The following is a 13,768-nucleotide window of genomic DNA, read 5'->3' on the forward strand; positions in this document are numbered from 1 at the left end:
AAACTGCGGATCATCGCGCGCGGATCAGTCGAGTTTTTCGAGGTTGAAGCTGCGGCGCAGGGACTCGACGGCCGCCTGCTCGGTGGTCTGCCGGGCGACGGCCGCGTCGACGATCTCGTCGGTGGGCTCGTCGCCGGGGTCGAAGCCCTCGATCGTGCGCGGCGGCGGGCCGTCGTACTCGGGATCGTAGGGCGGCTCCTCCAGCGGGGGGCCGTCGTCGACGACCGGTGCGCGCCGTCCCGTGGGCTGCGGGGGAGCAGCGGCCGGTGCGGCGCCGCCGACCCGGGCCGGGGTCGGCCAGTCGTCGCCGGCGGGCGCGGGCGGGCGGGCCGGGGCGGCCGCCTTCTGCGGCGTGTTTCGCGGCGGCGCGGAGGCCGGGGCCACCGACGCGGCACGCGACGAAGCGGCGCGGGGGTCCCCGCCGACCTCGCAGCGCAGCTGCCACGTGCCGCCGAGCACCTGGTGCACCGCCTCCATCAGCGGTGCGGGGTCGTTCTCCACCCCGTTCGCGTGGATTTTGTGCTTGAACAACAGGACCAGCGTGTTGCCGTCGATGTCGCGCACCACCGCCTCGCGGGCGAACGCCGCCGCCTTCTTGCTGCTGCGGCCGACCATCCGCACGATCTCGTCCCAGGACCTGCGCACCGCCGCCGCGTCCCCCGTGGCGGCCGCCGGGACGGCGGGAGCGGGCGTCCGGGTCGGTTCGGCGGCGCGGGCGGGTGGTGCGGCGCGCGTGGGCTCGGGCGCGCGGGCCGGTTCGGCCGAGGTCCAGGGGTCGGCGGCCGGGGGGCCCGAGTCGACGTCCGGCTGCGCAGCGGGGTGCCGGGCCGGGCCGCTGTTGTCGGGCGCGGCCGCCCGCGCTGCCTCGCGGCCGGAGCCGGCCCTGTCGTGCGCCGCCGCGCTGGCCGCGGCGGCCCGTGCGGCCTCCCGGCCGGTGGCGGCGCTCGGCGCATCCTGGGCGGCCCGCTGGGCCGGGCCGGTGTCGCGCTGGGCGTGACCCGCCTCAGCCTGGGGCCGGACCGGGGCGTCGGCGGCCGGGCGGGCGGCCGTGCCGGGCACGAATCCGGTTTCCAGCCGCTCCAGCCGCTGGAGCAGGGCGGTGCCGGACTCGTCCGCGGCGGGCAGCAGCATGCGGGCCGCGATCAGTTCGAGCAGCAGCCGTGGCGACGTCGCGCCGCGCATCTCCACCAGGCCGTTGGCCACGATGTCGGCGCAGCGGGACAGGGTCGCCGGGCCGAGCTGGGCCGCCTGCGCCTGCATCCGCGTCAGCTGCTCCTCCGGCACGTCGATCAGGCCCTTGGCGGCGGCGTCCGGCACCTGCCGCAGGATGATCAGGTCGCGCAGCCGCTCCAGCAGGTCGTTGGCGTATCGGCGGGAGTCGTGCCCGGCCTCGGCGACGCGGTCGATGGCGCCGAACGCGGCCGCGCCGTCGCCCGCCGCCAGCGCGTCGATCATCTCGTCGATCAGCGCGTTGTCGGTGACCCCGAGCAGCGACACCGCCCGGGCGTACGTCACGCCGTCCGGACCCGAGCCCGCGATGAGCTGGTCGAGCACCGACAGGCTGTCCCGGGCCGAGCCGCCGCCCGCCCGCACCACCAGCGGCAGCACCAGGGGCTCGACCGCGACGCCCTCGCGCCCGCACAGCTCCTCCAGGTACGGCCGGAGGACGCCGGGCGGCATGAGGCGGAACGGGTAGTGGTGGGTGCGCGAGCGGATGGTGCCGAGCACCTTCTCCGGCTCGGTGGTGGCGAAGATGAACTTGACGTAGTCCGGCGGCTCCTCGACGAGTTTCAGCAGCGCGTTGAAACCGGCCGACGAGACCATGTGCGCCTCGTCGATGATGTAGATCTTGTAGCGGCTGATGGCGGGCGCGAAGAACGCGCGCTCGCGCAGCTCCCGGGCGTCGTCGACACCGCCGTGGCTGGCCGCGTCGATCTCGATCACGTCGATCGAGCCGGCCCCGTCGGGCGCCAGCGCCTTGCAGGACTCGCACTCCCCGCACGGGTCGGGCGTCGGGCCCTTGGCGCAGTTCAGCGAGCGGGCCATGACGCGCGCGCTGGTGGTCTTGCCGCAGCCGCGGGGCCCGGAGAAGAGGTAGGCGTGGTTCAGCCGGCCGCTTTTGAGCGCCTGGATGAGCGGCTCGGTGACATGCTCCTGACCGATCACCTCGGCGAAGGTGCGAGGCCGGTACTTGCGGTACAGCGCCAGGGCCACGGGGCGTACACCTCCTACGAACGTCGCCCGCTACCGTACCGCGCAGGTATGACCACCGGCCTGCTGGACCGGCGCGTGCTGCGGCGCGGTCGGGCGATATGTCGCGCACTGTCCGGCCCGAGAACGGACAACGGTTCGGTATCAACTCCCCGCTCATGCGTGCCACGACACATCGACCGCCGTTAGGGTCGGCCTCGGGTGACCCTGTGTCGTCGAGTAATCACGCATATAGGACAGAGGTGGCCGCGATGCGCACGCGACGGTGGCGGATCTGGTCGGCGGCGGTCTCGGCGGCGGCACTGCTGCTCGCCGCGGGCTGCACCGGCGACAAGGGCGGCCCGCCGGTCACCGCGTCCAGCCCGCCACCGGCGGTGAGCACCGAGGACACCCTGGTCTTCGCCATGGGGCAGATCCGCATCCTGGACCCGGCCCTGTCGCCGGACGCCGAGTCGCTGCGCGTCACCCGGCAGGTGCTGGAGACCCTGGTGCAGGCGGAGCCGGGCGGTGCGGTGGCGGCCCCGGGCCTGGCCGAGACCTTCTCCGTGGACGGCACGGGCACGGTCTGGACCTTCCGCCTCAAGCGGGGGGTGACGTTCCACGACGGCACCGCCCTGGACGCCGCGGCGGTCTGCGCCAACTTCGACCGGTGGTACCGGCTGCCCGCCGCGCTGCAGGCCGGCGACATCAGCGCGGCCTGGCAGGCGGTCTTCGGCGGGTTCGCCAAGAACGCGTCCAGCCGGCTCGGGGCGAGCCTGTTCAAGTCCTGCACGGCCCGTGACCCGGCCACCGCGGAGATCGCGCTGACCCGGGCCAGCAGCCGCTTCCCGGCGGCCTTCACGCTGCCCTCCTTCGCGATCTCCAGCCCCCAGGCGCTGCGCGAGCAGGCGGCCGACAAGCCCGCCGGGGGCAGCCGCTACCCGGCGTACGGGAACAAGCCCGTGGGCACCGGCCCCTACCGCTTCGTGTCGTGGGACAAGGCGGCTCGCAAGGTGGAGCTGGAGGCGTTCGACGGCTACCACGGCACGGCCGCCAAGGTGCAGCACCTGATCTTCCAGACGGTCGAGGCGGGGCTGCGCAAGCAGGCGCTGCTCGACGGGAAGATCGACGGGTACGACCTGGTCGCGGTCGAGGATCGCAAGCCGCTGGCCGAGCAGGGCTTCCACGTGCTCACCCGGCCCGCGTTCAACACCCTGTACCTGGGCATCAACCAGCGCGGCAACCCGGCCCTGGCCAAGCCCGAGGTGCGCCAGGCGATCGCGTACGCCGTCGACCGGCAGCGGCTGGTCGCCGAGGCCTTCCCGGACGGGGCCAAGCTCGCGCTGAACTTCCACCCCGAGCTGCTCCCCGGCTGGAACCCCGACGTCGCGGCCTACCCGCACGACCCGGCGAAGGCGAAGGAGCTGCTGGCCGCGGCGGGCTACGGGAGCGGGCTGAAGCTGCGCTTCCACTACCCCCGCAACGTCACCCGGCCCTACCTGCCCGACCCGAAGAAGATCTTCGAGTTGCTCGCCGCCGACCTGCGCGCGGCCGGGATCGAGGTCGAGGGGGTCGAGCTGCGGTGGACGCCGGACTACCTCAACGCGGTCGCCAAGGGCACCGCCCACGACCTGCACCTGTACGGGGTGACCGGCAACTACGGCGAGGCCTACGACTTCATGGGCCAGCTGTTCGCCGCGCCCAACGCCGAGTTCGGCGTCACCGACGCCGACCTGTTCGCGCGGCTCAAGACCGTCGACGGGATCGGCGACCCGGTCCAGCGCCGCCCGCTGTACGAGCAGCTGAACGCGCGGCTGCTGGAGCTGCTGCCCGCGGTGCCGCTGGTGCACGGGCCGGACGCGCTGGTGCTGGACAAGAACCTGACCGGTATCACGCCCAGCCCGCTCACCGACGAGGACTTCGCCGCGGCGCTGTTCACCTGACCTGGGCCGGTCCGACTCCGGCGCGGGAACGCCGCGTGTCGCATCGGGTGGAATGTCCGCTTCTGGAGGGATAAGCGGTAGCCTGCCACCTTGCCAGAGCAAATCGACCCGCGTCGCGCGGGCCGGCGCTGCGCGCACGGGCGCCGTGCCGCGCTCGATGGGGGAATCGTGGTTCGTGGTTGGATGACCGTCGCCTTCGGAGCCGCGCTCGGACTCGCCGCCGGCCTGCCCGCGGCCGCCGCGCCGACCGGGCCCGGGATCAAGCTCGACCTGCCCGCCGCAGCCGGAGCCACCGCGCTGGGCGGCGGCGACAACGTCGTCGGCCTGACCAACACCACGGGCCACGACCTGAGCAAGGTCGTGCTGCAGGTGCGGTTGACCGGGGGGCTCGCCCAGCGGGTGGAGCTGGCCTCGGCGGACTGGTGCGACCACACGAAGACCACGGCCACCTGCAAGGTCGACCGGATCAGCCCCGGCCAGGGCTTCACCATCCGGCTGGACCTGCGGGCCCGCGAGAAGGCCCCGCTCGGCGCGGGCGGCACGGTGTCGGTCAGCGCCCGCGCCGTCGGCACGACCGCCGCGGTGGGCACGTTCGGCGTGGCGGTCTCGCCGCCGCCGTACACCGACGTGGCGGCGATCGTCGAGCAGGAGCGGGTGGACCTGCACACCGGGGACACCGCGACGTTCGGCGTGCTCTACCGCAACACCGCCGCCGTGCCCGCCCGGCTGCGCGTCGCCGACCCGGTCGCGGCCGGTTTCGACGACGTGACCTGGCTCGACTGCCCCGAGGACGACGGCGACGCCTGCCTCGTCCAGCTGCCGGCGGGGGAGTCCCGCCGGCTGGCCTTCACCATGCGGCTGACCGGGCCGGCGCCGGCGGAGCCGCACGTGGCGATGACGGTCGAGGGCGCGTACGACCGGATCGTCACCGACAACCTGGCCGTCTACATGGTGTGCGTGTACGACACCGGCCGCTGCACCAGGCACCTGCCCGGCACCCGGAGCGACGTGTTCGCGCCGCCCGCGCCGCGGGCCGTGCCGGCCGACCCGGCCCCGGTCGCCGACGGGCCGGACGCGGAGAACCAGGCGGTCGCCCTGACCCAGCCCGAGCACATGCCGGTCGCGGTGCAGGAGGACCTGGCCGACGAGGAGCCGTACAGCTTCCTCGACGAGGTGACCGGGATCCTGCTGTACTCCCTGCTGGGCCTGCTCATCGTCGGCACCAGCATCGCCCTCGCCCTGCGCAAGCGCGCCGCCGACCGGGGCTGACGCCCGGCGTCAGCCCTCCGGGCGGTTCAGCAGGCCCACGGCCAGCGCATGCAGCGACGCGGCCTGGGCGGGGTCGGTGACCGGCACGGTCGCGCCGGTCACCGTGTACCACTCCTCGGCGCCCAGGTACTGCACGCGGAGCCGGGCGGTGCCGTCGCCGACCGGCTCCGTGGCGAGCGTCAGCTCACCGGTGACCACACCCACCTCGTCGGTCATGACTCCGCCAGGCCCGGCGACGATGTTCGTGGTCAGCTCACTCATGCCACGAACCCGCTCCGCGCGTTCGCGGCATGAGGTCCGGCGGTCATGATTCGCTCGCTGCGCTCACTCATACACAAGTCCCCAGCATGTCCGTCAGGGCGGCCTTCTCGGCCGTGGTCACGGTGAGTTTCCAGTAGGTCTTCACCGTGATCCATTGTTGCGCATAAGTGCACCAATAGTCCTTGCTTGGCGGCTTCCACGTCGACGGGTCCTGGTCGCCCTTGGACCGGTTGCTGGTCGCCGACACCGCGAACAGCTGCGGCCGCTCCAGGTCGTTGGCGAACTGCGAACGCTTCTCGTTGGTCCAGTCGTCCGCGCCGGAGCGCCATGCGTTGGCCAGCGGCACCATGTGGTCGATGTCGACCTTGAGCGGGTCACTGGTCTTGAGGCCGTCGTACACGCTGGACCACTCGCCGCCGGTGACGTTGCAGCCGTTCAGCTTGATGTTCTTGCCGTCGCGGGCGAGCACGGTGTCGCGCACGTCGCAGTTGGACCCGGCCTTGTTCCAGTGCGGGAACTTCTCCCGCGTGTAGCCGGTCATCGGCCGGGCGGTGGCGACCTTCAGGCTGGACAGCGAGGCGAGCGCGTTGCCGCCCGCGTTCGGGTCGACGTTGACGCCACCGGGCCCCGCCGGGTTGCCGGGAGTGCTGTCGACCGGGTCGCACGCGGTGGTCGCGGCGGCCGCGACGGCCGCCACCAGGAGTAGGAGAATTCTGGTACGTCTGGGGGGTTTGGGGGATCGCACCCGCTCACCATACGAGCAGTCCTCACCATCACCTCGTATCCCTCACCTTCGCGTTCCCCGGCGCGGCGGGCGCGGCGGCGACGAGAATGGAGCGAATGGAGACGACCGGACTGCGCCTGAGCAGCGCCGCAGGGCGGGGCACGCTCGCCGCGGCGGTGCTGGCCTCCGGCATGGCGTTCCTCGACTCCACCGTGGTCAACGTCGCGTTGCCGACGCTCGGGCGCGAGCTCGGCGCGAGCCTGGCCCAGCTGCAGTGGGTGATCAACGGCTACACCCTGACGCTGGCCGCGTTCGTGCTGCTCGGCGGGGCGCTGGGGGACCACCTCGGACGGCGTCGGATCTTCGTCACCGGCGTCGTCTGGTTCACCCTGGCCTCGCTGGTGTGCGGCATCGCCCCGAACGTCGAGACGCTGATCGCCGCCCGTGTCGTGCAGGGCGTGGGCGGGGCGCTGCTGGCACCGGGCTCGCTGGCGCTGCTGCAGTCGTCGTTCCGGGAGTCCGATCGGGCCCGTGCCATCGGCGCCTGGTCCGGCCTGGCCGGCACGACCACGGCGCTCGGCCCGTTCGTCGGCGGCGTGCTCATCGACCAGGTGTCCTGGCGCTGGATCTTCCTGATCAACCTGCCGCTTGCGGTGGCCGTCGTCTGGCTGAGCAAGGTGTACGTCCCGGAGAGCCGGAACACCGCGACGGCCCACCACTTCGACGTGGCCGGGGCGCTGCTGGGCGCCGCGGCGCTGGCCGGGGTCACCTACGCCCTGATCGCCTGGCCGGAACGCGGCTTCGTCTCGCTCCCGGTGCTGGGCGGCTTCGCGGTCGGGCTGGCCGCGGCAGTCGGCTTCCTGCTGGTGGAACGGGCTCGCGCGATGGCCGCGATGATGCCGCTGCGGCTGTTCAGCTCACGGGTGTTCTCGGTGCTCAACGTGTACACGGTGCTGACCTACGGTGCGTTCGGCGGCTTCTTCTTCCTGCTCGTCATCTACCTGCAGACCGGTCTCGGCTACGACGCCCTGGAGGCGGGCCTGGCCACGCTGCCGATGACGCTGGTGATGCTGCTCGGCTCGGAACTGTCCGGCGCGGCGGCCACGAAGTTCGGCCCGAAGGTGCAGCTGACGCTCGGCCCGCTGTGCTGCGCGGTCGGCATCATGCTGATCCGGGAGATCACTCCCGGGGTGAGCTACTGGACCGGGATCCTGCCCGGCGTCCTCGCCTACGGCGTCGGGTTGACGCTGATCGTCGCGCCGCTGACCGCGTCCGTGCTGTCCGCCGTCGAGGTGCGCTTCGCCGGGGTCGCCAGCGGCGTCAACAACACCGCGGCGCGGGCCGGCTCACTGCTCGCCGTGGCGGCGCTGCCGCTGGTGGTGGGCCTGTCGGGCGAGGAGTACGAGAACGGCGCGGCGCTGGGCACGGCGTTCTACGACGCCGGGATGTGGTGCGCCGGGGCGATGGTGGTCGCCGCCGCGCTGGCCCTGTTCGTCTGCGGCAAGGTCCACCTGGACCGCCCCGACCGCAAAGTCGCCCCCGAGCAGCGCGAAGGCCACCTCCCGCAGGTCCTCCAACGCGGCCGCTGCCCCTGACGGGCAGAAGGAAGGGCACCTTCCACACGGACGTCCGTGTGGAAGGTGCCCTTCCTTCGTGTCGGTCAGTGGCGGTTGACGGCGCTCGCCACGGCCTTCAGGGAGGCGGTCACGATGTTCGCGTCGATGCCGACGCCCCAGCGGGTCTCGCCGTCCACGTCGCACTCGACATACGCGGCGGCCTGCGCGTCACCGCCGGAGGTCAGCGCGTGCTCGGCGTAGTCCAGCACCCGTACGCCGACCGAGTGGTCGCTCAGCGCATGGATGAACGCGTCGATCGGGCCGTTGCCCACGCCGGTCAGGCGACAGGCGGTGCCGTCCAGATCGGCCTCGGCGACCAGCTCCACCTTGCCGTCGACGGTGGCCACCGAGTAGGAGCGCACCGCCAGGCGGCGGTCGGTCAGGTACTCGTCGGCGAACGCGGCGTACATCTCGGCCGGCGTGACCTCGCCACCGGCGTCGTCGGTGCGGCGCTGGATGACGCCCGAGAACTCGATCTGCAGGCGGCGCGGCAGGTCCAGCTGGTGCTCGGACTTCATGATGTACGCGACGCCGCCCTTGCCGGACTGCGAGTTGACCCGGATGACCGCCTCGTACGAGCGGCCCAGGTCCTTCGGGTCGATCGGCAGGTAGGGCACCGCCCACTCGAACTGCTCGACCGGCACCCCGGCCTTGCCCGCCTTGCGGGCGTGCGCGTCCAGGCCCTTCTTGATCGCGTCCTGGTGCGAGCCGGAGAACGCCGTGTAGACCAGGTCCCCGGCGTACGGGTGGCGCTCGTGCACCGGCAGCTGGTTGCAGTACTCCACGGCGCGCTTGACCTCGTCGATGCCGGAGAAGTCGATCTGCGGGTCGATGCCCTGGCTGAACAGGTTCAGGCCGAGGGTGACCAGGTCGACGTTGCCGGTGCGCTCGCCGTTGCCGAACAGGCAGCCCTCGATCCGGTCCGCGCCGGCCAGCAGGCCCAGCTCGGCCGCGGCGACGCCGGTGCCCCGGTCGTTGTGCGGGTGCAGGCTCAGGATGACCGAGTCGCGCCGCGGCAGGCGGCGGTCCATCCACTCGATCGAGTCGGCGTACACGTTCGGCGAGGCCATCTCGACGGTGGCGGGCAGGTTGATGATCAGCGGGCGGTCCGGCGTCGGGTCGATGACGTCGATGACCGCCGAGCACACCTCCAGCGCGTACTCCAGCTCGGTGCCGGTGTAGGACTCGGGGGAGTACTCGTACCGGATCTCGGTGTCCGGGGTGATGATCTCGGCGTACTTCTGGCACAGCCGCGCGCCGTCCGTCGCGATCGCGGTGATGCCGTCCTTGTCCAGGCCGAACACCACCTCGCGCTGCAGCGTGGAGGTCGAGTTGTAGAAGTGCACGATCGCCCGCTTCGCGCCGCGCAGGCTCTCGAAGGTGCGCTCGATCAGGTGCTCGCGGCACTGGACCAGCACCTGGATGGTCACGTCGTCCGGGATCAGCTGCTCCTCGATGAGCTGCCGTACGAACGAGAAGTCGGTCTCGCTGGCGGCCGGGAAACCGACCTCGATCTCCTTGTATCCCATCCGTACCAGCAGCTCGAACATGCGGCGCTTGCGGTCGGGGGACATCGGGTCGATCAGGGCCTGGTTGCCGTCGCGCAGGTCCACCGCGCACCACTGCGGGGCGGCCGTCACGCGGCGGGTCGGCCAGGCGCGGTCCGGCACCTCGACCTGGAACTGTTCGTGGTAGCCGCGGTAACGCTGGTACGGCATCTTGCTGGGGCGCTGAGCAGCAGCAGACATGGCTTCCATGCTCCTAGACATCATGTGTTTCGCGCGTAATCCAGCGGCGGATTGTGCCCAACGGAACATCGGCCGCTATCAAGATTCGTTGAATCGGCAACTTCTGCCGGCAACCGGGAGATGTGAGGGACCAGCGGGCGAGCACACGTCGCTACTCCGCGACGAGGTGCCGGTCGGTCAGACCTCGTCGCGGCGGCGAAGCAGGAGGCTCACGCAGCACATGATGTCGGCCACTGTACGCCCATCGACCCCCGTCCGGGCCCGATGTCCACGAAATGGGACAGCGTGTCCCGTCAGGCAGGCACCGGGGCCGGCACGCTGGGCAGTTGCTCCCGGGAGCGGGCCGCCTGCCGGGCCACCGGCCCGATGAGCAGCGCCGCACCGAGGAACAGCCCCGCGATGGCGAACCAGCCCCAGCCTCCGGAGGTCACCGCGAGCGCGATCAGCGAGGCAGGAGCGATCATGGACTGGGCGGAGCCGCCCATCCGGAACGCGCCGATGTACTCACCGCGCCGATCGGCCGGCGGCAGTTCCGCCATGAACGTCCAGGAGCCCGCCGAGTGCCACAGCTCCGCCATGGTCAGCAGGATCGTCGCCACCACCAGCAGCACCATGGTGAGGACCCCGCTGGTGGCCCCGGTGAGCAGGTAGACCGGGCAGCCCAGCGCGGCGACCAGGCCCGCCCGGCGCGAGGCCGCCGCGGCCCCGCCGACGGTGTGCGCGCCCCGCGTCACCGCGACCTGCAGCGTCGTGGCCATGAGCGTGTTGGTCACCGTCATCACGCCCAGCCACCATTTCGGGGCGTCCGTGCGGTGCAGCAGCCACAGCGGGGCCACCTCCATCAGCACGGTCATGTAGCAGGTCAGCACGGCGCAGACCGCGGTCACCGCGAGGAACGGCCGGTCCGCGAAGACCGCGCCCACCCGCCGCCGGGCCGTCCCGGCCGCGGCCCGGGGCACCTGCGGCAGGCGGCTGATGAAGTACGCGTTGGCCAGCAGCAGCGCGCTGTTGAGCAGCACCAGCGTGTAGTACGCGGGCACGGTGTCGATCGCCAGCGCCAGCGCGGCCAGCCCGGCGCCCAGCGACCAGCCGACGTTCAGCCAGGAGCGGGAGAACGCCTGCGTGCGGACCCGTGTCTCCGGATCGAGCGCCTCGATCAGGTACACGTTGCGCCCGGCCTGCCCCACCGTGGCGACCAGTTCCAGGCAGGCGATGACGAGCAGGAAGCTCCAGAAGCCCCGGGCGAACGGCCACGCGGCGAACAGCAGGCCCTGGGCGACGACACCGCCCGTCCACATCCGGTGCGCGCCGAACCGGTCGGTCAGCGCGCTCAGCGGCACCGCGGTGGCCAGCGCGATCGCGGCCGCCAACGAGAGCCCGATGCCGATCTCGTGCGGCCGCAGGCCCACCACGCGGGTGAAGAAGACCGCGCTGCCGGTGAGGAAGGTGCCCGCACCGACTCCGAAGAGGAGGTTCTGCGTGGCGAGGCGGCGGGGGAGTCCGGGCGGCGGGATGAGGTTGTCGCGTAGGGCCATACCCCCGATTCCAGCCGGAGCCGGCCGGATCTCTCCAGCCGATATCCACGATCCGGCGCTTTCCTTCACACGATCCGCACAACGCCGGGCACGGGACAGCGGGCCGCGTCCGCTTCTGCTAGGGCGGGTCAGGCCTTCGGCGACGGCGACGCGGACGGGCTGGCGGAGGGCTTCGGCGACGGCGGCGCGGTCAGCGGAAGCGGCTGGCCGGGCACGACCGGGCCGGGCAGCTGCACCGACGGCGGGGCGAGCCCGGGGGTGCCCTCCAGCAGCAGCGTGCCGAAGGCGACCTTGACAGCGGTGAGCGTGCCGTCGATCTCGTAGCAGTAGATGCCCGCGTCCAGCGGCAGCTTCATGCTGGCCGCGGACGACTCCACCGAGTAGCACTTGCCGCGCGCCCCGGGCAGCGGGGCGACCTCGGCCACGGCGATCGCGAGCCGCCGGTCGGTGAGCAGGTTCTGCCAGTCCGTGATCAGGTGCTGGATCTTCAGGTCGGCCTTGGCGGGCAGCGCGCCGGTGATCCGCACGCAGCCCGAGTACGGGTGGTTGCCCGCGGCCAGCGCGCACTGGTGCAGCGAGTTGGCGGCGAAGACCAGCGCGATGTCGACCGCGCCGCTGTGCGCCCCGCCGGGCACGTCGATGCGCCAGGTGCCGTCGACGGCCCGGGTGACCACCACGCGCCGGTCCGGCCGTTTCGGGCTCTTGAACGTGTAGGCGGCCACCTGGCGCAGGTCCTTGGCGGCGGCCGCGCGGGCGGCGAGCTGCGCGCGGGGTTCGTTCGGCATGGCCGCGACGGTGGACCGCGGGGCGGCCGACGTCGGCGCCGTCTCCGGCGTGCCGCCACCGCAGGCGGACACCGACCAGCAGGCGGCGATGACACATAGGGAGAGGACAGCCCGGCGCACGCGCCCATTCTGACCCCTGGGTGCGCCATCTCCGCCCATGACGCGCCCCGCGTCGGCGCATGATCGGTACTCGTCCAGGCAGCCCTCGGTCTGTGGTGCGCGTCACAGGCGTTAAATCCTGCGGCGGCGATGCGGCGGAGGCGGGTGACTGCACGGCGCGGGCGGCCGTACGAAAGAGGATCTCGGACTTCTCGTGCCACGCTGCCCGACAGCTGGGATCGACCTGACCGGGGCGGCGGGAGCCGCCGCTAAGCTGAAGCGTCCTTAGTCCCTGAGGTGGAGAGGAGCCGTGCAACCGTGGCCCTCGTGGTGCAGAAGTACGGCGGCTCGTCAGTCGCCAACGCTGAGCGGATCAAGCGGGTCGCCGAGCGCATCGTCGCGACGCGGAAGGCCGGCAACGACGTGTGTGTCGTCGTCTCCGCGATGGGCGACACGACCGACGAGCTGATCGACCTGGCGCACCAGGTCAGCCCGCTGCCGCCCGGCCGCGAGTTCGACATGCTGCTGACCGCCGGCGAGCGCATCTCGATGGCGCTGCTGGCCATGGCCATCCACAACCTGGGCTACGAGGCGCGCTCGTACACCGGGTCGCAGGCGGGTGTCATCACCACCTCGGTGCACGGCCGGGCCCGCATCATCGACGTCACCCCGGGCCGCCTGCGCGGCGCGCTCGACGAGGGCGCGATCGTGATCGTGGCCGGCTTCCAGGGCGTCGCCCAGGACACCAAGGACATCACCACGCTCGGCCGCGGCGGCTCGGACACGACCGCGGTGGCGCTGGCCGCCGCGCTGAAGGCCGACGTCTGCGAGATCTACACCGACGTCGACGGCGTGTACACCGCCGACCCGCGCATCGTGCCCAACGCGGCCAAGGTCGACCAGATCACCTATGAGGAGATGCTCGAACTGGCCGCCTCTGGGGCCAAGATCCTGCATCTGCGCAGCGTGGAGTACGCCCGCCGGTTCGGGCTGCCGATCCACGTCCGCTCGTCGTACTCGAACAACACCGGCACCCTCGTGACGGGATCAATGGAGGACCTTTCCGTGGAGCAAGCACTCATCACCGGCGTCGCGCACGACCGCAACGAAGCGAAGATCACCATCGTCTCGGTGCCGGACGAGCCGGGCGAGGCCGCGTCGATCTTCCGGGCGCTCGCGGACTCCGAGATCAACATCGACATGATCGTGCAGAACGTCTCCACCGAGGCCTCCGGCCGCACCGACATCTCCTTCACGCTGCCCAAGGACGACGGCCCCACGGCGATGGCCGCCCTGCAGAAGATCCAGGAGCGGGTCGGCTTCAAGGGCCTGCTCTACGACGACCACATCGGCAAGATTTCCCTGGTCGGCGCGGGTATGCGCTCCAACCCGGGCGTCACCGCCACCTTCTGCGAGGCACTGGCCCGGGCCGGCGTCAACATCGAGATCATCTCCACCTCCGAGATCCGCATCTCGGTGGTCTGCCGCGACACCGACCTCGACGCCGCCGTGCGCGCCGTGCACGACGCGTTCGAGCTCGGCGGCGACGAAGCGGCCGTGGTGTACGCCGGGACCGGCCGGTGACCATGAGCGAGCAC

The 13,768-nt window shown here is 72.1% G+C and carries 9 protein-coding genes and 1 pseudogene; 4 read left to right on the forward strand and 6 right to left on the reverse strand.

Features of this window, described 5'->3' with window-relative positions; all coding sequences use genetic code 11:
* Positions 1 to 24 precede the first annotated feature (24 nt).
* Positions 25 to 2,214: a DNA polymerase III subunit gamma and tau gene (locus HAV39_RS08990; protein ID WP_191838678.1), complete on the reverse strand. Its 2,190-nt coding sequence runs from the start codon at positions 2,212 to 2,214 to the stop codon at positions 25 to 27.
* Between the two features lie 248 nt (positions 2,215 to 2,462).
* Between HAV39_RS08990 and HAV39_RS08995 the strand changes: the two genes are divergently transcribed.
* Complete coding sequence (locus tag HAV39_RS08995) at positions 2,463 to 4,133, forward strand: ABC transporter substrate-binding protein (RefSeq protein ID WP_191838679.1); 1,671 nt, start codon at positions 2,463 to 2,465, stop codon at positions 4,131 to 4,133.
* Between the two features lie 183 nt (positions 4,134 to 4,316).
* On the forward strand, positions 4,317 to 5,402 hold the full coding sequence (locus tag HAV39_RS09000; protein ID WP_191838680.1) for a hypothetical protein: 1,086 nt from the start codon (positions 4,317 to 4,319) through the stop codon (positions 5,400 to 5,402).
* A 9-nt stretch (positions 5,403 to 5,411) separates the two neighbouring features.
* On the opposite strand, the pseudogene HAV39_RS09005 reads toward HAV39_RS09000, so the two are convergent.
* Both HAV39_RS09005 and HAV39_RS09010 read right to left on the reverse strand, forming a co-directional pair.
* A pseudogene (locus HAV39_RS09005) lies at positions 5,412 to 5,651 on the reverse strand (hypothetical protein); the annotation flags it as partial.
* Between the two features lie 79 nt (positions 5,652 to 5,730).
* Complete coding sequence (locus HAV39_RS09010; protein WP_373311890.1) at positions 5,731 to 6,363, reverse strand: HNH endonuclease family protein; 633 nt, start codon at positions 6,361 to 6,363, stop codon at positions 5,731 to 5,733.
* 140 nt (positions 6,364 to 6,503) lie between these two features.
* On the opposite strand from HAV39_RS09010, the gene HAV39_RS09015 reads away from it, so the two are divergent.
* The gene (locus HAV39_RS09015; protein ID WP_191838681.1) at positions 6,504 to 7,982 is read left to right on the forward strand and encodes an MFS transporter; all 1,479 of its coding nucleotides are present in this window, start codon (positions 6,504 to 6,506) and stop codon (positions 7,980 to 7,982) included.
* A gap of 65 nt (positions 7,983 to 8,047) precedes the next feature.
* Here HAV39_RS09015 and leuA read toward each other — a convergent pair whose 3' ends face one another.
* From leuA to HAV39_RS09030, 3 genes are all read right to left on the reverse strand, one after another.
* A complete protein-coding gene (leuA, locus tag HAV39_RS09020; RefSeq protein WP_373311889.1) occupies positions 8,048 to 9,751 on the reverse strand; it encodes a 2-isopropylmalate synthase in 1,704 nt (567 codons plus the stop codon).
* A gap of 293 nt (positions 9,752 to 10,044) precedes the next feature.
* Positions 10,045 to 11,286 (reverse strand): MFS transporter, encoded by a 1,242-nt coding sequence (locus HAV39_RS09025; protein WP_191838682.1) that lies wholly within the window; start codon positions 11,284 to 11,286, stop codon positions 10,045 to 10,047.
* Between the two features lie 128 nt (positions 11,287 to 11,414).
* Positions 11,415 to 12,191 carry a hypothetical protein gene (locus tag HAV39_RS09030; RefSeq protein WP_191838683.1) on the reverse strand — a complete coding sequence of 259 codons (777 nt, stop codon included), beginning with the start codon at positions 12,189 to 12,191 and terminating at the stop codon, positions 11,415 to 11,417.
* Between the two features lie 297 nt (positions 12,192 to 12,488).
* Between HAV39_RS09030 and HAV39_RS09035 the strand changes: the two genes are divergently transcribed.
* The gene (locus HAV39_RS09035; protein ID WP_191838684.1) at positions 12,489 to 13,754 is read left to right on the forward strand and encodes an aspartate kinase; all 1,266 of its coding nucleotides are present in this window, start codon (positions 12,489 to 12,491) and stop codon (positions 13,752 to 13,754) included.
* Positions 13,755 to 13,768: the final 14 nt, after the last annotated feature.

It is taken from the genome of Catellatospora chokoriensis (assembly GCF_011297315.1).
GTDB classification, from domain to species: Bacteria; Actinomycetota; Actinomycetes; order Mycobacteriales; family Micromonosporaceae; genus Catellatospora; species Catellatospora citrea.